Origin of the sequence: Hylemonella sp. W303a (genome assembly GCF_046452315.1) — a bacterium.
GTDB lineage: Bacteria > Pseudomonadota > Gammaproteobacteria > Burkholderiales > Burkholderiaceae_C > Hylemonella.
In genome coordinates, this window is the sequence record NZ_JBKFDG010000002.1 from 200,845 (window position 1) to 218,699 (window position 17,855).

Consider the following 17,855-nt stretch of genomic DNA (forward strand, 5'->3'; position numbering starts at 1 on the left):
GATGAAAATAGTCACGACCATCGTGCTGAGTTTGTCCATGCTCATCAGCGCTCAAGCATTTGAGTTGAGCACGATGACGCTCAGCTACTTTGATGGCAACGGTGAAGCACCCAGAAGGACCTCGACAAGCTGCAACGTCGTTGCCGACTGTTACTCCTACTCTTATCAGGGTATCGGAACGGACATTTTTTTCAGTCAGCGCTTAGATGCCGAGAACCCCCTGCTCTTGCATGGTCCATGGGTCGGGCAAGACATCGGCCGCGCCAGAGTCGGTGGAGATTCCATGCCTTATGGTGCGACCACTCTGGGCTACGCCTTGATCATCAACCAAGGTCGATCGCGCTATTACTTTGGTTACGGCTATGGGATCTCTTATGCATCTCTGAATTCGACGAAATTCGGACTTCGCAGCAAGACCAACACGGCATCTGCATCGTTTCTTGGTTTGGAGTTCTCGTTGTTTCCATATTCCCGATTTGTGGGCCTAGGACTCTATCTGGCACTCAAATCAAGTCCGGATCTTCCGGCTGTTTATGCAAAAGACCAAACCAACAACCGCCAGTACTATGAGAAGCCTATCTCCTCCAGCTTTGGCTTGATCCTCAGGTTCTGACACTGCATATCGATATTGCCAATGAGCACCCCCCACGAAATCTCCGCTGGCCTTCTGATTCAGAACTTCACTCCACCGCTCAAGCTCACGGACTTCAAACTCATCGCCTTCGACATGGACTCCACGCTGATCAACATCGAGTGCGTGGACGAGATCGCCGACGCCGTGGGCCGCAAAGCCCAGGTCGCGGCCATCACCGAGGCCGCGATGCGCGGCGAGATCACCGACTTCAAAGACAGCCTGCGCCGCCGCGTGGCTCTGCTTCAAGGCGTGACCTTGGCGGACCTCGAAGCAGTCAAGCGCGACCGCCTTCGCCTGAACCCGGGCGCAGCCGAGCTGGTCCGTGCCTGCAAGCTGGCCGGACTCAAAGTGTTGCTGGTGTCTGGTGGCTTCACTTATTTCGCTGAGCATGTGCGGGAATTGCTTGGCATCGACTACACGCGCTCGAACGAACTGGAGATTCGCGATGGCAAACTCACCGGCGGCCTGGTGGACCAAGCCTGGGGCGACATCTGCGACGGCGCGGAGAAGCGCCGCACCCTGCTGCAGACCTGCGCCCAACTCGGTATTTCGCCGTGGCAGGCCATCGCCATGGGCGACGGCGCCAATGACCTCCCCATGATGGCCGCGTGCGCGGAAGCGGGCGGACTCTCGGTGGCGTACCACGCCAAACCCAAGGTGCGTGAACAAGCGATGGTCGCGATTCAGTCGGGTGGACTGGACCGCCTGCTCGAAGTCGTGCTGCCTTCAGCCTTGCTCTGATCCCTTACTTGAATGCGATCACCTCAACCCGGAGCTGTTTGATGAAACCTGCTGAACTTCTGCGCTGGCAGTGGCAAGACTACACGAAGTACCACGCCTCGCGTCTCAACCTCTTGATCCACATCGTGGCGGTGCCGGCTTTCCTGACTGGCAATGTGCTGCTGATTCTTGCGGTCCTGACAGGTCGTTGGCCGCAGGCGCTGGCAGCGCTCGTCGGGTCATTGCTGGCGTTTGGGGTGCAAGGCATCGGACACGGCAAGGAAGCCCATCCCTCCGTGCCGTTCTCGAGCCCCTTGAATGCGCTTGGGCGCATCCTGCTGGAGCAGTGGGTGACTTTTCCGCGCTATGTGCTGAGCGGCGGGTGGCTCCAGGCCTTGCGCAAGGCCTCTTGAACCTTTCGCGTGTGGGCCATGCCAGGAGGGAGTAAGGCCGCGCCCACGCACATCAACCGCCAAACTGCATGTTGATGCCGGTGAAGACCAGGGTGTCGAAACGCTCGACGGGCGCACGCGCCATCCCGTCGTAACGCCGCTGCAACTTCATGCTCAGGCTCAGGGTTCGGTTCAAGGCGATTTGCAGTCCCATGTCCAACTGACCGCGGGTTCCTTCCACCTCACCGAGGTTGCGATTCACCGCGAGTTTCTGCTGGAATTGAACGGCTCGGGTGAGATGGTGGGTGGACTCCTCCCCCATCATCAACTCGTACACCTGCAGTTGCATCCGCGGCTCGCCGTCAATTTCGACGCCCTGCTTCAGGTAGGCGTCCTGGCGGTAAGACAAGCCTCCCAGCACATCCCAGGCATGCCTCTCACCGCGCAGAAACTGGTAACCGAAACCGCTGCTGTAGACCTGCCGCAAATCCAGCAACGCGACCCTGTCGTGGCTGAACTCCATGCCACCGAAAGCGAACACGTGCTCGGATAGGTTGTGGTCGTAGCGCAGCCCCACGAGTTCGCGGAACGCCGTGGTGGTCTCGCGCCGGTTATTGGTCTCCTCGTCCACGACTTCAGAACGACTTTCGACGAACTCGCCGTTGATCGACAGCTTGTTGACCTCCGTGCGGCGCTGCGCATCCAGCACCAAGTTGACGTTACGGGTGTGAGCGTTGCCCGAAGTTGAGGACGATGCTGCGCCAATATTGGCGGCCCAAACAGGATAGGAAGTGGAACGGGGACGTGGGAGGCCGTCCTCGTCAGCTACATCGTCGAGGAGGGCCTGGGCGGCAGAGAGTTGCACGGCTTGCAGCAGAAGCGCTGCCACGCCAATCAAACAGGCTTTCTTCATTCCCATCATTTTGCAGGCAGCCGCTGCTTAGCCTTTGCAAAGAACTCTCGGTCGCATTCATGCGAGTGAGGTCTGCCGACGCGTGGGGAACAAGACGCCCAACCCCGACAATCAGCAAACGACCCGTTCACACGGGCGCGTCCCAGCTCCAAGGAACGAATTCCCCTCGGGTTGACAAGCAAGCCGAGGGGACTAAGATTTGAGACCATTCTCAGTCAGAGGAGTCCATCATGGCAGTCAGCAGCGTCAACGCCAATTCCATCAACACGGCGGCTTACGTGGCCCCCCAGCAGGACACTTCCGCCCGTCAAGCCGAGGAGGTCGAGAGCAGCCGGACTCAGGCCACCGAGGCTTCGGAAGCCAGTGAGCAACAGGCGCAGCAAAGCGCTCCTGCGCCTCAGGAGCCCCGCCCCGTTGTGAATTCCCAAGGTCAGACCACGGGTCGACTTGTCAACGAATCCGCTTGACAAGCCTGTCACGTCAAATTCAGAAGCGCAGTTGGCTCGGTAAGCCCCTCCTGCTGTATTGACGCTGACGCCGGACAACTCCCCCGATCATGGTCATGGCTCTAACCTCTTTGAACAGTGGCACAGCCAGTGTCAGTGGTCAGCTCAACCTCTACCAAACCAAGTTGCAGCAAGCCAGGCGCGAAGCCAGCCAGGCTGCGAACCGGGTGGCGCAGCTGGAGCAGCAGACGCAGACTGCCCGCGATCAAGCGGTGCGCGCGAACGACCGCGTGCGCGCGACCGAAAGCAACCCGCCGCGTGCTGCGGCCGAGCCTGCCCCCGACAATGCGGCAAATCCGGTCGATGAAGCGCCTCGCCCCACATTGAACACACTGGGGCAAATGAACGGCAGCCTGCTGGACGAGACTGCCTGAGTTGGGTCCGAGCGGCGCGCAACGCCCGGACTCTCCTTGTCAACCTGTGCGTTGGCGCAAGGCCTCATAGAGGCAAACGCCGCTGGCCACGGACACATTGAGACTCTCCACCCCGCCTCTCATCGGGATGCTGACCAGCGCGTCACAGGTCTTGCGTGTCAGCTGACGCATGCCTTCGCCCTCCGCACCCAGCACCAGCGCGGTCGGGCCCTTCAAATCAGACTGATACAGCGTCTGCGGCGCGTCATCGCTGGTGCCGATGCACCAGATGTTGCGCTCCTTCAGCTCACCCAGGGTGCGCGCCAGATTGGTCACCATGAAATAGGGCACGGTTTCGGCGGCGCCGCTGGCCACCTTGGCCACGGTGGCATTGAGCCCCACCGCGTGGTCCTTGGGCGCAATCACGGCGTGGGCGCCAGCGCCATCGGCCACGCGCAAGCAAGCGCCCAGGTTGTGCGGATCCGTCACGCCATCCAACACCAGCAGCAGCGGCGGAACAGTCAATTCGTCCAGCAGATCGTCCAAGCTATGGGCCAGTTCGATGGGTTGCACCCGTGCCGCTACGCCCTGATGGCCATGGCTACCCGCGAGCTTGGACAGCCTCAGGCCATCCGCTTCGATCAGGCGCACGCTGGCCTCCTGGGCTCGGGCTAAGAATTGCCGCATGCGCGCATCGCGCCGTGAGGCATCGTAGTAGATGTCGAGGATGGAAGATGGCGCCGTCTTGAGGCGCACACCCACGGCGTGGAAGCCGTAAAGAACCTTGGGAGATACAGACATGGGCGCCATTATCGGCGCTGAAGGCTCCAAGCCAGGCGATTGAACTTTGCCCCTGCAACTCCGCCGCTGCTGGGCCCGAACGGGTCAACTCGCTCAAGGCGCCTCATGCGCGCGCCCCGCATCGATGGTGATGCGGCGCTCGCAACGCGCCGCGATGCCCTTGTCGTGCGTGACCAGCACCAGCGTCGTGCCTTGCTCACGGTTGAGTTGAAACATCAGTTCCATCACTTTTTCGCCAGTCGCGTAATCCAGACTGCCGGTGGGCTCGTCCGCCAGCAACACGGCCGGCTGCACGACGAAGGCGCGCGCGAGCGCCACGCGCTGCTGTTCGCCACCGGACAGCAGCTTGGGGTAATGGTTCAGACGCGCCCCCAACCCCACCCGCGCCAACATCTCAGTCGCGGTCTTGCGCGCGTCCTTGCGGCCCGCAAGTTCCAGCGGGAGCATGACGTTTTCCAGAGCGTTCAGGTGCGCGAGCAGCTGGAAGCTCTGGAACACGAACCCCAGCTTGCGCGCGCGCAAAGCCGCCCGATCATCCTCGTTCAAGGCAAACAGATCCTCGCCCGACAGACGGACCGTGCCGCTGCTGGGCGTGTCCAGTCCGGCGATGATGGACAGCAGGGTGCTCTTGCCCGACCCGGAAGCACCCACGAGCGCGAGGGTCTGGCGCGGCGCCACGCTGAAGTGGATATCACGCAGAATATCGAGCTGGCCGGTCGAATCGCTGACGGACTTGACGACATGGTCCACGGCGATGACAGGATTGGAATCAACAGGAGTTGTGGATTCGGACATGAAGGAATTTTTTGCTTGGTGTTTTGAAAAAGCCGGTCAGCTGACGGCGCGCCGCTACTGTATCGCGGCCCTGCTGCTGGGCGGTTTCATGGGGACTTTCCATCTGTCACCGCAGGCGCAAACACAAGCGGCATCGGCCGCCACTGGCCCGACGGTGTTGGTCGTTGGGGATTCGCTGAGCGCGGAGTACGGCCTGGCGCGCGGCAGCGGCTGGGTGGCCCTGCTTGAGAAGAAACTGGCCACCGAAAAGCCCGGCCTGCGCGTGGTCAACGCCAGCATCAGCGGCGACACGACCTTTGGTGGACGCTCGCGTCTCCCGGCGCTGCTCAAGCAGCACCAGCCCCGCGTAGTCGTGATCGAGTTGGGTGGCAATGACGCACTGCGAGGACTGTCCCTGGACGCAACCCGGTCCAACCTGGTTTGGATGGCGCAGCAAGCCAAGCAAAACGGAGCTCGCGTATTGCTGGTGGGCATGCAGATGCCCCCCAATTACGGCGCGGACTACGCGCGCCGCTTCGCCGCGCTTTTCGCCGATGTAGCGCGCGCCGAGAAGACCGGCCTGGTACCCTTCTTCCTTCAAGGCGTGGCGGATGGGCCCGATCCCACACGCCTGTTTCAGGCCGACCGCATTCATCCAACTGCCGAGGCTCACCCGATCATGCTGGGCAACGTCTGGCCAGAGCTGAAGAAGCTGCTCTGAACCCACGCAAGCCACATGCTGCAGACCTTGTCCGCGGAAGACGCCCTGCGGCGTCTCGATGATTTCGACGCTGTGCTGGATGCGCGCAGCGAAAGCGAGTACGCCGAAGACCATTTGCCAGAAGCCCTGAACTGGCCCACGCTGAACGACCGCGAACGGCATGAAGTAGGCCTACTGCATCGCAGCAATCCCTTCGAGGCCCGCAAGCGGGGTGCCATGATCGCAGCGCGCAACATCGCCGCCCATATCGAGCGCGAGGTGCTGCAAAAGCCCAAAGACTGGAAACCGCTGGTCTATTGCTGGCGAGGTGGCAAGCGCAGCGGGTCGCTCGCATTGATCTTGGGCGAGATCGGGTTTTACGTCACCCGCATCGACGGGGGCTACAAGGCCTTTCGCAACGCCTTGCTGGCCGACATCCCACGCCTGGCTGCCGGCTTGGATTGGCGGGTGATCTGCGGCGCGACCGGCTCCGGCAAGACACGGCTGCTGCACGCCCTGCGCGAGGTCGGGGCGCAGACCTTGGACCTGGAGGCGTTGGCACGTCACCGCAGCTCGGTGCTGGGCGCCCTGCCCGGCCAGCCACAGCCCACTCAAAAGGCCTTCGACACCCAGATCTGGGACGCGCTGCGCCGCTTCGATCCGGCGCGTCCGGTTTATGTCGAAAGCGAAAGCAAGAAGGTCGGCAACGTGGCCGTGCCGGATGCGCTGATGGCTGCCATGCGCGCCGCGCCTTGCCTGCACCTGCTGCTGCCAGAGGACGAACGCGTGGCCCTGCTGCTGGAGGACTATCCGCATTACGCCCGGGACGCAGCCGAGTTCTGCGCCCGGCTGGACGCGCTCACGGAGTTGCGTGGCAAGAAGACCGTGACGCACTGGCAGGACCTGGTCCAGTCGGGCCAGTTGCAGGAGGTGGTGCGCGAACTCCTGCGCACGCACTACGATCCCGGCTACCGGCAATCCAGTCTGCGCAATTTCGCCCGTTTCGCGGATGCGCCCGAACTTCATCCGCGTGACCGCTCCATGGCGTCCATGCGGGCGCTGGCGGGGCGGATGCTGGAGGGTTGAGGCGAGCGCGCCGCGACCGCCTTCTCTTTCAGGGCCCGTCGGGCACGGGTCAGTGCCGGTTAGCTCCGGAAGCGCCTGCGCGTCAAGGCCAACGCAATGCGCCAAGCGACCCAGCCGTAGACGAGCAGCACTGCCAGGTGCAGCCAGGGACGCGCTGGCCACTGCCCCAGGAACAGCGGGCGCACGAGCTCAACCACATGCGTCAAGGGCAGGCATTCGGACACCGCAAGCAGCCAAGTTGGCAAGTTCTCGCGTGGAAAGAACACCCCCGAGAGGAAGGTCATGGGCGTGAGCACCAGCGTGAAGTAATAGGTGAAGAAGTCATAGCCCTTGGCCAGGGCATTCACGATCAGCGCCATGCTGCTGAAGACCACGCCCGCCAACAGCAGCACGGGCCAAGCCAGCAGTAACATGGGGCTGCGGCTGATGTCGAGCGCGGCCATCACGACCAGGATCACGGTCGCTGAAAAAAGGGCCTTGAAGGCCGCCCACAGCATCTCGGCCCGCAATACATCGCGCAGGTCGATGGGTGCGTTCATGATGCTCTCCCAAGTCTTCTGCACATGCATGCGCGAGAAGGCCGAGAACATGGCCTCGAAGGTCGCCGCGTTGATGGCGCTCATGCAGATCGAGCCGCTGGCCAGGAACACCAGGTAGGGCACGGCCTGGCCCGAGCCGCCCCAGGGCACGGTGCCGATCAGGGCCCCCAGGCCGTAGCCGAAGGCCACCAGGGTGATCAGAGGTTCGGCCACGTTGCCCACCAAGCTGGGCAGCGCCAGCTTGCGCCAGACCAACAGATTGCGCAGGAAGATGGGCCACCAGCGCAGCGCCGGAGGAAGGAAGGCGGCGGGCTTGCCTGTTAATTGCACGCTTGTTTTCATTAACCCTCCTCCCGGATTTGGCGGCCCGTGAGCTTGAGGAAGAGGTCCTCCAAATTGGCCGGTCGGTGCAGGCTGCGCAGGCCTGGCGCGTGGGCCAGCGCCTGCAGCAGCGGCGCGGCGTCCCGCGTGTAGAAAAAGACGGTCTCACCACTGACTTCGACCCGGCTGGCCAGAGCGCGCAAAGAGGCGTGGGCCTCGCCGTGCGCCAGGGCCTGCGCTTGACCTTCGCCGTTCACGCCATAGACCTCCACCACCTCGGGCTCCAGGTGCGCGGCGATCAACTCACGGGGCTTGCCTTCGGCAATCTTGCGGCCGTGGTCGATGACCAGCAGGCGGTCACAGAGGCGTTCGGCCTCGTCCATGAAGTGCGTGGTCAGCAGGATGGACTTGCCCTGCTGCAGCAGTTGCTGCAGCCGCTCCCACATGAGATGGCGGGCCTGCGGGTCCAAGCCGGTGGTGGGCTCGTCCAGCATCAGCAGGCGGGGGTCATTGACCAACGCACGGGCCAGGCTGAGCCGCCGCCGCATGCCGCCCGACAGCTGGCCGGGCTTGGCGTTGGCCTTGTGCGCCAGCGCGGCGAACTCGAGCAGCGCCGGTATGCGCGCGCGCATCGTGGAAGTCTTGATCCCGAAGTAACGACCGAAGACCAGCAGGTTTTCGGCGCAGGAGAAATCCGGATCTAGCGAGTCGTACTGCGTCACCACGCCCAGTTGCGCCTTGATGGCATGCGCATCGTCTGGCATGCGCAGGCCAAATGCCTGCACATGACCGCTGTCCGGCGCGGTGAGGCCCAGGCACATGCGCAGGGTCGTGGTCTTGCCCGCGCCGTTGGGACCGATCACGCCCAGGCATTCGCCGGGGAGGATGTCGAAGCTCAGGTCCTGAACGACGGTACTCTCGCCATAGCGTTTGATGAGGTGGTGGCAGCTGAGAAATGCGTCAGACATGGGGAAAGATTCTGGCATGGCACCTTGCTTCACCCAGCACGACCCAAGGTGTAGATGCGAACCGCCAGTCTGACCTTCGTCGCGCGACCAGATTGACGCTGTTGGCACCCCGTTCTCACTTGAGAAATGAATGTGAACAGGCCCTAGGCCAGCAAACCCGAGCGGTGTGTCAGTCCAGCCACCGCACCGAGCCGCGGTAGGCGTGCCACGTGGCATGGCCCAACCAGGGGCCGATGACCAACAGTCCCAGGCCCCAGGGAACGAAAGCCAACACCACCAAGGCGGTGATGAGGGCTCCCCAGAAGAGCATGACACCCAGATTGCCGAAAAAAACCTGCAAGCTGGTGATCGAGGCCGAGATGGCATCGGTATCCCGGTCCAGGATCATCGGGATCGAAACCACGGAGGTGGCGAAGACCAGGCCGGCGAAGACACTGCCCACGGCCGCATAGACCGCCACGAAAGCCCAGTTCTCGGGGTTGAACACCGCCTGCAACACCCCGGCGGTGGAAGGCATGCCCGTGGTGAAGAACACGGCGAACACCACCAGCGAGGCACGCCCCCAGAGCAGTTCCAGCAAGAGCAGCACGAGCACCAGCAAGGCCATGCTACCGAGGTGTTGGTCCCAGCAGGTCAGTGAACTTGCGAGATCGGTCGCATGGCCCTGCTCCCGCTGACGGCTGACCTCGTACAGTCCCATGGCGAGGAAAGGCCCAACCAGCAGGCACCCCGAGACCAGGGACATGGTGTAGAGGGGGAGATGCAGAAACACGGCATTCAGGCTCAAGGCCATGCCCCAGAAGCAGAAGCCGTAGAAGAGCGCGATGCCCATGGCGGAACGCATGTCCAGCCAGCCGCGCGCGAGCCAGCGCAAGGGGTCGGCGAACGACAGCGCCACGATCTCGCGTCGAGGACCCGGCCCTGCATCCGGCCCCGCACCCGGCGGTGGGGGCACAGGGACATCCGCGCGCACGGCTGCAGGGTGTTGGAGTTCGGATGGATTGGGTTCAGCCATGACAGCAAGCCTACTGACGCGCCCCCGGCCTTGTCGACTCAGGAAAACCCAGTGCAGGCGGCCTGCCCCCCAACCACCCAGGCAGCAAGGGCCGGGCAAGTTATCGAGGCGAAGCTCAGGACAAATGACGCAGCGCCTGGGCCAGATCCGACTGCAAATCCTCCACCGCTTCCAGTCCGATCGAGAAACGCACCAGAGTGCCAGGTTTCAGCTGCGCGGGCCAACGCTCGCGCATCGTGGCCAGCTCGTAGGGGACCACAAGGCTGACGGGACCACCCCACGAGTAGCCCAGTTTGAAGAGGCGCAGCGCATCGCAGAACGCATCCACCTGGGCGCTGGTGTAGCGGGCATCGACGATCACGCTGAAAAGCCCGGCTGCGTTGCCCGGGAGGTCCTGATCAGGCCCGGAGGAGTGGGTCCCGCCAAGGCACAGCGTTTTCCAGTGTGCGTGTCCAGGGGAGTCCTCCAGCGCGGGGTGGAGTACCTGAGAGAACTCCGGCCGATCGAGGCACCAGCGCGCCAAATGCCGCGCCGCCCGGTCGTGCGCGGCATAGCGTAGCGCGATGCTGGGCAGGCTGCGCAGCACGGCTTCGACGTCGTTCATGCCCACGCCCAAACCCAGGCGCATGTGCGTGTTCTTCAGCCGCAGGTGCAGGGCTTCGTCGCGGGTGATGACGGAGCCCATCAACACATCGCCACCGCCACTGGGGTATTTGGTCAGCGCGTGGGCAGTGAGGTCCACGCCCAGGCCGGGGGCGATGTCAAAAGCGTTGAAGGCTAGGCCAGCGCCCCAGGTGTTGTCCAATGCCACGGTGACCTGAGACGCGGTGCGGCAGACGCTCAGCAACGCGGGCAGATCGGGGAACTCCAATGTCACCGAGCCGGCGGCTTCCAGCCAGACCAGGCGGGTCCGATCCGTGATGCGCCGCGCCAGGTCCTGCGGGTCCATGGGGTCGTAGAACTGGTGGCTGATGCCCCACGCCCTCAACTCGCCTTCGGCCAGGGCCTTGCTCGGGCCGTAGACGTTGTCCGGCAGCAGCACTTCGTCCCCCTGCCCCAGCAGGGACAGTCCCACCAGGGCGATGGCCGACAGCCCGCTGGGCACCAGCAAAGTCTGCAAGCCGCCTTCCAGCGTGGCCAGGCGCTCCTCCAGCAAGTAGCTGGTCGGCGTTCCGTGCAGGCCATAGGTGTACCCGGTCTTGCGCTTCCACTCGCGGCTGCGCATGGCGGCGACGCTGGGGAAGAACACCGTCGAGGCTTTGAAAACGCCGGGCTGCGGCGCGGCGAAATCCTTGGGCGGGTGGTAGGGGTGATGGATCAGCTGCGTGGTGAGATCGGGAGAAGGGCGATCACGGGACGTATCTTGGGCTTGCATGCACCGATGGTAGCGGCTTGCGGGTGGCGGCCTCTGCGGCAATCTCCAGGAAGCGTGCCGTGCCTCGGGTGAGCGCGCGGTCGCGGTGGCGAATGCAATGCAGCATGCGCTTGAGCGGCGGCAGGCCCGGCACGCGATCAGACAGGGCCACCACCACCCCCTGCGCCAGTAGATCGGCCACCACGCTGCTCGACAGGCAACTCACCCCCAAGCCGGCGGCCACCGCACGCTTGATGGCCTCGGAATCCCCGAGTTCCATGTCCACGTTCATGCGCCCGAGCAGGGGTAGCAGACTGCGTTCGACCTCCTCGCGCGTGCCGCTGCCCGGCTCGCGCAGCAGCCACGGCGCATCCGCCAAATCCTGAAGAGAACAGTCACCGCGCGCCAGGGGGTGCGTGGCGGCCGCGAAGACGATGAGGTCGTCTTCGCGCCAGGGCTCGATGTGCAGTTCCGGATGGTGACTGGGGCCTTCGATGAGGCCGAAATCGACCTCCAGCGCTGCCACGGCAGCCACCACCTCACCGGTGTTGCCCACCGTCAAGGCCACACGGGCTCTGGGGTGCGCGCGCCGCAGAGCCGCGAGGTGCACCGGCACCAGGTAGTTGGCAATGGTGGTGCTGGCGGCGATCTGGAGCGAGAACGGCGCTCCCTCAGCCTGCGCGTCCACGCTCAGCAGACCGTGAAGCTCCTCGGCCTGGTCCAGCAAGGCCTGGGCACGCGGCAACAACAGGCGCCCGTTTTCGTTCAGCACCAGGCGACGGCCGTGTCGGTCGAACAAGGCACGCCCCAAGGACTCTTCCAACCGGGCCAGCGCCTGGCTCGCGGCGGATTGGGTCAGTGCAAGGGTCTCGGCCGCACGGTGAACATTTTCCTGTCGGGCGATGGCACAGAACACGTCCAGTTCGCGCAAGGTGAATCGCACTGCCATGGGCAAGGTCCAGTCAGGGTCAGACCCCGGAAGATAAATAAGCAATGTTGATCAACCAAAGAATTATTATGCGTTTCCCTTGTCAGCGGGTCATCGGTATCGTCGGCAGATGGCCCTTACAGTCAACGCGCGCTCCACCACCGCCACTGCCCTGGTTCAGCGCCTGTCCCCCTTGAAGTGGCTCCTGGCGGGCTTGCGGTTCGCCACCTTGCCCGGCCTCATCCTCACCCTACTGGTCGCAGCCCTGGCGATGTACTTGGCCGCACTGCCGTGGGCACAGGGTCTGGGGCTGTCGGCCTTGACGCTGGCCATTGCCCTCGGTTTGCTACTGGGGCATACCGTCTACCCCGTAGTGCGCTCACCCGTCGAATCCGGCGTGGACTGGAGCAAGCAAAAGCTCCTGCGGCTGGGCATTGTGTTGTTTGGCTTGCGACTCTCGTTCCAAGATATCGCGGCCGTGGGCTGGGCGGGCGTGGCATCAGACGCCGGGGTGCTGCTGTCCACCTTCGCCTTGGCTTTGGTCCTGGGACAGCGCTGGCTGAAACTGGACCGGCACAGTGCGATGTTGGTGGGCGCGGGCAGCGCCATCTGCGGCGCCGCCGCCGTGCTGGCCACTGCGCCCATGCTCAAGGCGTCGACAGAGCGGATCGCGGTGGCCGTGGCCACCGTCGTGGTCTTTGGCACGCTGGCGATGGTGCTCTACCCTGTGCTCTACGTCTTGGCTCAGGACTGGGGCGTCAGCGCCTGGGCCTTTGGCCTGTACACAGGCTCCACGGTGCATGAAGTCGCGCAGGTCGCCGCCGTGGGCAATGCCCTAGGGCCCGAAGCTGCGAACAGCGCCGTGATCACCAAAATGATCCGCGTGCTCATGCTGGCACCTTTTCTGCTCGGCCTGTCTTGGTGGTTGGTGCGGCGTCTTGATGCAAACCATGAGGCCCAGCACTTGGTGGATACCCAAGCACCGAAATCAGAGACCGAGTCGATGAGCGAGGACCAAGCGCGAGTGCATGTGCCTTGGTTCGCGCTGGGCTTCATGACTGTCGCTGGGTTGCGCTCGCTGGACCAGGCACACGGCCTGATCCCACCGGCATTGCTTCACGCCTTGCTGTGGTTCGACACCTGGGCGCTTGCTGCCGCCATGGTCTCACTGGGCCTGACGACTCATGCCGGGGCGATCCGCCGAGCCGGTGCGAAGCCCCTGCTGCTGGCTGGCGTGCTGTTCGTCTGGCTGCTGATCGGCGGTGCGATGATCAATGCGGTTGCACACCGCTTACTCAGCTAAAGCCTGACCGTCAATGGCGGCGCAGGTCTGGGTGAAGACGAGTCACACCTTCCACTTCGCGAGCAGTTCGCTCGGACGCATCTTGTCGTAGCCCTCGAAGGGCTGATGGATCCACGGATCGGTGGGCAGGAACTCGACAGAGTAGTCCGCTTGGAACGTCGAGCGCGCCTTGGTCCAAATCACGGCGGTGCGCAGTTCGGTGATCGGGCTGTAGTGATCACGCAGCATGCGCACCACGGCCTCCAAGGTATGCCCAGAATCGGCCAAGTCATCGACCAGCAGCACACGGCCCGCGATCTCGCCTTGCGGCGTGGTAATGTACTTAGCGATGTCCAGATGCCCTTGCGTCGTGCCCGCATTGGCGCGGTAAGAGCTCGTGGACATGATGGCGAGGGGCTTCTCGAAAATGCGCGAAAGAATATCGCCGGGCCGCATTCCGCCTCGCGCCAGACACAGGATGGTGTCGAACTGCCAGCCTGACTGATGGATCTGGATCGCGAGTTTCTCGATGAGGTCGTGGTATTCCACGTAGCTCACGTACAGGTGCTTGCCGTCTTCGGTCAACATGGTCGCGGATTCCTCTGTGGTGGGGAGCTGCTAGGCAAGCATCAAGCCAAATAAGGGTGCTGCATCAGGATCGTGTGATCACGGTCCGGGCTGGTGGAAATCAGATGGATCGGCACGCCGGTGACCTGCTCGATGCGCTGCAGGTACAGGCGGGCGTTGACCGGTAGCTTGTCGTAGTCCGTCACGCCCACGGTGCTGTCACTCCAACCCGCCAGCGTTTCGTAGATGGGCTTGCAGCGCGCGATCTCATCCGCGCCCATGGGCAGGATGTCGACGGTCTCGCCATCCAGTTCATAGCCCGTGCACAGCTTCAGCTCCTTCAGGCCGTCGAGCACGTCGAGCTTGGTCAGGCACAAGCCCGACAAGCCATTAACCTGCGCGCTGCGCTTGAGCAGGGCGGCATCGAACCAGCCGCAGCGGCGCGAGCGGCCCGTGGTCACCCCCTTTTCAGCGCCCACCGTGCTCATGTGGTAGCCGGGCGTGCCAGGAACCTCCCATTCCAACTCGGTCGGGAAAGGCCCCCCACCGACCCGTGTGCAGTAGGCCTTGGTGATGCCCAGGATGTAGTGCAGCATGCCTGGGCCCACCCCCGCGCCCGCCGCCGCATTGCCGGCGACGCAGTTGCTGGAAGTGACATACGGGTAAGTGCCGTGGTCCACGTCGAGCAAGGTGCCTTGGGCGCCTTCGAACAGCAGGTTCTGTCCCTTGTCGTGCGCTTCATTCAGCTCGCGCGACACATCGGCCATCATCGGACGCAACAACTCAGCATGCCGCATCGCTTCGGCATACACCGGTTCGAACTGAACCTGACCGTCCTTGATGTAAGGCGACAGGGTGGGCGGGAAGGCGAACTCGCGCGCGCCGAGGTAGGTGCACAGCACATGGTTGTGCAAGGCCAATAGCTCCTTGAGCTTGGCTGCGAATCGCTCAGGGTACTTGAGGTCCTGAACCCGCAAGGCGCGGCGAGCGACCTTGTCCTCGTAGGCCGGACCGATGCCGCGCCCCGTGGTGCCGATCTTCTCGGTACCGCCCTGCTCGCGCGCCGCCTCGCGAGCCACGTCCAGCGCGGCATGGAAAGGCAGAATGAGAGGACAGGCTTCCGAGATGCGCAGGCGCGAACGCACCTCGACGCCTGCCTTTTCCAGACCCTCGATTTCCTCGAACAGTTTGGCCGGGGAAAGCACCACGCCGTTGCCGATGTAACAAGTCACGCCGGCGCGCATGATCCCGCTGGGAATCAAGTGCAGCGCGGTTTTCACGCCGTTGATGACCAGCGTATGCCCAGCGTTGTGACCGCCCTGAAAGCGCACCACGCCCTGGGCGCTCTCGGTCAGCCAGTCCACCAGTTTGCCTTTGCCCTCATCACCCCATTGGGTGCCGACGACGACGACGTTGCGTCCTTTGCTTGTATTCATACTTTGTTTCTCTGCGGGTCGTTTCAGACCGTGTGAGGTTGGGAGGCAATGGCGCGGACACTCCAAGTGCCCCCGCTTTCGATCAATTCGCGGTCGCAGTGGAATTCGTCCACTTCGCTCTCATGGCCGGGTAGCACACAGACCACGGTTTCGCCTTGTGCTCGCAGGCGTGCGATGGCGGCACGCAACTCGGTGGCTACCAAATCATCGCCTGGCCAAGGCGCGCGGATGGCGGCGCGCAAGGCGCGTTCGGGTACTGCGCCCACGAGAGTCTTCAGGTCGAGGCTGAAGCCCACGGCGGGGCGCTTGCGGCCGAAAACGGCACCCACCTCATCGTAGCGACCGCCACGCAAAAGAGCATCACTGACTCCCTCGGCGTAGACAGCGAAGCGCATGCCGCTGTAATAGCCATAGCCGCGCAAATCCGCCAGATCAAAACCGACGGAAACCCCGGTCCGCCCACCCAGGCTGCGCGCCAGCCAACGCAAGCCCGCCAGGGCTTGGGCAATTGCAGGCAAGGCGGGCAACACACGGGCGGCTTCATCAAGTACCTTCGCATCCCCGTACAGCCCGGGCAGGGACAGCAAGCCCTGGCGCGCTGCCGGGGACAAGCCCGTCAACCGACGCACGAGACCAGAGAGCGCGGGGACATCCTTGGCCGCCAGCGCGGCGTGGATGGCTTCCTTCACCTCAGCCTCCAAGGAGACTGCTCCTTCGCTCTCCAGCAACGCGCTGACGATACGGGCGTCCGCAAGGTCTAGCGTGTGCGCTGGCAACCGAGCCGAACGCAGGCAGTCCAGCGCCAGTTCCAGAATTTCGAGATCGGCCTCAACACCGGCGTGGCCGTAGATTTCCGCGCCAAACTGCATCGGTTCACGCGTGGCATGCGCACTGGCTGGGCGGGTGTGGACCACGGGGCCGCAATAACAGAGCCGCGCCACGCCCCGACGGTTGAGCAAATGCGCGTCGATACGCGCCACTTGCGGCGTCGTATCAGCACGCAGCCCCATGGACCGACCAGAGAGCTGGTCGACAAGCTTGAAAGTTTGAAGGTTCAGTGCCTGGCTAGCCCCGCTCAGCAGAGAGGTCAGGTACTCAAGCAGCGGCGGCGTGACCAATTCGTAGCCGTAGGCACGCGCCGTGTCCAACAAGTCGCGTCGAAGCTCCTCGATGTGTCGGGCCTCAGAAGGCAGTACGTCGGCAATGTGATCCGGCAGCAGCCAGGCGGACATGGGAAACAGGGATGCTGTTAAAAATGGGATTCTACCCGCCTGAAACGACGCGGCATCACCCACCCGGGCGAGCGGCCCAGGCGATCAGGGCGGCGCGCAAATGCCCAGCGCGCGCAACCCCTTAGGACAGCAACCAGACGCCGATCACGCCCAGCGCAATGCTGCACAGGCCAAAAAAACGAATCTGCCCGTCGTTGAGTTGCAGCATTTGGCTGAACATGCGCCTCCAGCCACCGGGCGAGATGAAGGGCAGCAAGCCCTCCAACACCAGCACCAGAGCCAACGCGGTCCAGAGTGTTGAGCTGTCCATGTCAAAAAAGCCGACTTGCGCAAGACGACGAAAAGCGGGGCGACAACGAGCCTATGGAAGGAAGCGCAGTGCCGCGCCACTCCCCGTTCGTAGGCTCATTTACTTGGCAGGCGCAGCTGCAGGCGCGCCCTGGCCACGGAAAACACGGAAGAACTCCGAGCCATTCGGGTCCAGCACCATGACGTCACTCTTGCTTGCGAAGCTCGCCTTGTAGGCTTCGAGGCTGCGGTAGAACCGCGCGAACTGCGGGTCGCGGCCAAAGGCATCGGCGTAGACACGCGCGGCTTCCGCATCCCCCTCGCCCTTGATCTTCTGAGCATCGCGGTAAGCATTGGCAACCGCCACCTCGCGCTGGCGATCGGCATCGGCGCGAATCTTCTCGCCCTCGGCGGCACCCGTCGAGCGCAATTCGTTGGCGACACGCTTGCGCTCCGCCTCCATCCGACGGTAAACCGATTCGGTGATGGACTCCACATAGTCCACCCGCGTGATGCGCACGTCGACGATGTCAATGCCCCATGGCTTCTCACCCCGAACGGCCCCCAGTACCTCGGCCTTCACGTCCGTCATCAAGGCCTCGCGTTTCGTGGACAGCAATTCACGCACGGTGCGGCGGTTGATTTCTTCCTGGAAAGCGTTGCGCACCACACGGTTGAGCTGGCTGGCGCCCGCTTGCTCATTCACGCCCACATTGCGGATGTACTCACTCGGATCGGTAATGCGCCAGCGCACGTACCAGTCGATCACGACGCGTTGCTTTTCAGCGGTGAGCATCGGCTCGGTGTCACTGCTGTCAAGCGTCAATAGGCGTTTGTCGATGTAGCTGACATTCTGGAACGGAGGTGGCAGCTTGAAGTTCAAGCCCGGTTCGGTGATGACTTCCTTGATTTGCCCGAGCGCGTAGAGCACACCGAACTGCCGTTGGTCAACGACGAATAGCATGGAGCTGGCCAGCGCCAACAACACCAGCAGCGATGAAATGATGAATCCAAGCCGGTTCATGTCTGTTCTTCCTTGTTCGTTC

General features: G+C 63.3%; 21 protein-coding genes. 8 read left to right on the forward strand and 13 right to left on the reverse strand.

The genetic code is table 11. The features are described 5' to 3' along the window. The first annotated feature begins 1 nt into the window (after position 1). The 3 genes from ACLBKS_RS04560 to ACLBKS_RS04570 are packed head-to-tail and all read left to right on the forward strand — an operon-like array spanning position 2 to position 1,767. On the forward strand, positions 2 to 613 hold the full coding sequence (locus tag ACLBKS_RS04560) for a hypothetical protein (protein ID WP_410191613.1): 612 nt from the start codon (positions 2 to 4) through the stop codon (positions 611 to 613). A gap of 21 nt (positions 614 to 634) precedes the next feature. Beyond that, entirely contained in the window at positions 635 to 1,375 is a 741-nt protein-coding gene (gene serB, locus ACLBKS_RS04565) for a phosphoserine phosphatase SerB (RefSeq protein ID WP_410191614.1), read from the forward strand. Between the two features lie 41 nt (positions 1,376 to 1,416). After that, a complete protein-coding gene (locus ACLBKS_RS04570; protein WP_410191615.1) occupies positions 1,417 to 1,767 on the forward strand; it encodes an Mpo1-like protein in 351 nt (116 codons plus the stop codon). Between the two features lie 52 nt (positions 1,768 to 1,819). Here ACLBKS_RS04570 and ACLBKS_RS04575 read toward each other — a convergent pair whose 3' ends face one another. Further along, positions 1,820 to 2,659 (reverse strand): YdiY family protein, encoded by an 840-nt coding sequence (locus tag ACLBKS_RS04575; RefSeq protein ID WP_410191616.1) that lies wholly within the window; start codon positions 2,657 to 2,659, stop codon positions 1,820 to 1,822. Between the two features lie 230 nt (positions 2,660 to 2,889). Between ACLBKS_RS04575 and ACLBKS_RS04580 the strand changes: the two genes are divergently transcribed. Together ACLBKS_RS04580 and ACLBKS_RS04585 are read left to right on the forward strand one after the other, a co-directional pair. Continuing rightward, complete coding sequence (locus ACLBKS_RS04580; RefSeq protein ID WP_410191617.1) at positions 2,890 to 3,126, forward strand: hypothetical protein; 237 nt, start codon at positions 2,890 to 2,892, stop codon at positions 3,124 to 3,126. A gap of 95 nt (positions 3,127 to 3,221) precedes the next feature. Next, positions 3,222 to 3,539, forward strand: coding sequence for a hypothetical protein (locus ACLBKS_RS04585; protein WP_410191618.1), 318 nt, complete (start codon positions 3,222 to 3,224; stop codon positions 3,537 to 3,539). A 39-nt stretch (positions 3,540 to 3,578) separates the two neighbouring features. Here the strand turns inward: ACLBKS_RS04585 and rlmB are convergent, their stop codons facing one another. Then, positions 3,579 to 4,319 (reverse strand): 23S rRNA (guanosine(2251)-2'-O)-methyltransferase RlmB, encoded by a 741-nt coding sequence (gene rlmB, locus ACLBKS_RS04590; RefSeq protein WP_410191619.1) that lies wholly within the window; start codon positions 4,317 to 4,319, stop codon positions 3,579 to 3,581. A gap of 93 nt (positions 4,320 to 4,412) precedes the next feature. Then, a complete protein-coding gene (locus ACLBKS_RS04595) occupies positions 4,413 to 5,114 on the reverse strand; it encodes an ABC transporter ATP-binding protein (RefSeq protein WP_410191620.1) in 702 nt (233 codons plus the stop codon). Here ACLBKS_RS04595 and ACLBKS_RS04600 point away from each other — a divergent pair. Next, entirely contained in the window at positions 5,113 to 5,814 is a 702-nt protein-coding gene (locus ACLBKS_RS04600; RefSeq protein WP_410191621.1) for an arylesterase, read from the forward strand. The genes ACLBKS_RS04595 and ACLBKS_RS04600 overlap by 2 nt on opposite strands. A 15-nt stretch (positions 5,815 to 5,829) precedes the next feature. Then, complete coding sequence (gene mnmH, locus ACLBKS_RS04605; protein ID WP_410191622.1) at positions 5,830 to 6,879, forward strand: tRNA 2-selenouridine(34) synthase MnmH; 1,050 nt, start codon at positions 5,830 to 5,832, stop codon at positions 6,877 to 6,879. Between the two features lie 59 nt (positions 6,880 to 6,938). Here the strand turns inward: mnmH and ACLBKS_RS04610 are convergent, their stop codons facing one another. The 5 genes from ACLBKS_RS04610 to ACLBKS_RS04630 all read right to left on the reverse strand — a co-directional run bounded on the left by ACLBKS_RS04610 (position 6,939) and on the right by ACLBKS_RS04630 (position 12,025). Then, complete coding sequence (locus ACLBKS_RS04610) at positions 6,939 to 7,760, reverse strand: ABC transporter permease (protein WP_410191623.1); 822 nt, start codon at positions 7,758 to 7,760, stop codon at positions 6,939 to 6,941. After that, positions 7,760 to 8,707, reverse strand: a complete 948-nt coding sequence (locus ACLBKS_RS04615; protein WP_410191624.1) for an ATP-binding cassette domain-containing protein — start codon at positions 8,705 to 8,707, stop codon at positions 7,760 to 7,762. The genes ACLBKS_RS04610 and ACLBKS_RS04615 overlap by 1 nt, the downstream gene beginning before the upstream one ends. A 169-nt stretch (positions 8,708 to 8,876) precedes the next feature. Continuing rightward, positions 8,877 to 9,722, reverse strand: coding sequence for a DUF2189 domain-containing protein (locus ACLBKS_RS04620; protein WP_410191625.1), 846 nt, complete (start codon positions 9,720 to 9,722; stop codon positions 8,877 to 8,879). Between the two features lie 115 nt (positions 9,723 to 9,837). Continuing rightward, positions 9,838 to 11,097, reverse strand: a complete 1,260-nt coding sequence (locus tag ACLBKS_RS04625) for a PLP-dependent transferase (RefSeq protein ID WP_410191626.1) — start codon at positions 11,095 to 11,097, stop codon at positions 9,838 to 9,840. Next, the gene (locus ACLBKS_RS04630) at positions 11,072 to 12,025 is read right to left on the reverse strand and encodes a LysR family transcriptional regulator (protein ID WP_410191627.1); all 954 of its coding nucleotides are present in this window, start codon (positions 12,023 to 12,025) and stop codon (positions 11,072 to 11,074) included. Before ACLBKS_RS04630 ends, ACLBKS_RS04625 begins: the two co-directional genes overlap by 26 nt. Positions 12,026 to 12,134: 109 nt before the next feature. Between ACLBKS_RS04630 and ACLBKS_RS04635 the strand changes: the two genes are divergently transcribed. Then, a complete protein-coding gene (locus ACLBKS_RS04635; RefSeq protein ID WP_410191628.1) occupies positions 12,135 to 13,307 on the forward strand; it encodes a YeiH family protein in 1,173 nt (390 codons plus the stop codon). A 42-nt stretch (positions 13,308 to 13,349) separates the two neighbouring features. Here the strand turns inward: ACLBKS_RS04635 and ACLBKS_RS04640 are convergent, their stop codons facing one another. The 5 genes from ACLBKS_RS04640 to hflC all read right to left on the reverse strand — a co-directional run bounded on the left by ACLBKS_RS04640 (position 13,350) and on the right by hflC (position 17,833). Next, positions 13,350 to 13,874, reverse strand: a complete 525-nt coding sequence (locus ACLBKS_RS04640; RefSeq protein ID WP_410191629.1) for a phosphoribosyltransferase — start codon at positions 13,872 to 13,874, stop codon at positions 13,350 to 13,352. A 41-nt stretch (positions 13,875 to 13,915) separates the two neighbouring features. Next, a complete protein-coding gene (locus ACLBKS_RS04645) occupies positions 13,916 to 15,289 on the reverse strand; it encodes an adenylosuccinate synthase (RefSeq protein ID WP_410191630.1) in 1,374 nt (457 codons plus the stop codon). 23 nt (positions 15,290 to 15,312) lie between these two features. Then, a complete protein-coding gene (locus ACLBKS_RS04650) occupies positions 15,313 to 16,521 on the reverse strand; it encodes an ATP phosphoribosyltransferase regulatory subunit (RefSeq protein WP_410191631.1) in 1,209 nt (402 codons plus the stop codon). Positions 16,522 to 16,642: 121 nt separating this feature from the next. Beyond that, positions 16,643 to 16,831, reverse strand: coding sequence for a DUF2065 domain-containing protein (locus ACLBKS_RS04655; RefSeq protein WP_410191632.1), 189 nt, complete (start codon positions 16,829 to 16,831; stop codon positions 16,643 to 16,645). Positions 16,832 to 16,930: 99 nt separating this feature from the next. Next, positions 16,931 to 17,833, reverse strand: coding sequence for a protease modulator HflC (gene hflC, locus ACLBKS_RS04660; RefSeq protein WP_410191633.1), 903 nt, complete (start codon positions 17,831 to 17,833; stop codon positions 16,931 to 16,933). Positions 17,834 to 17,855 lie beyond the last annotated feature (22 nt).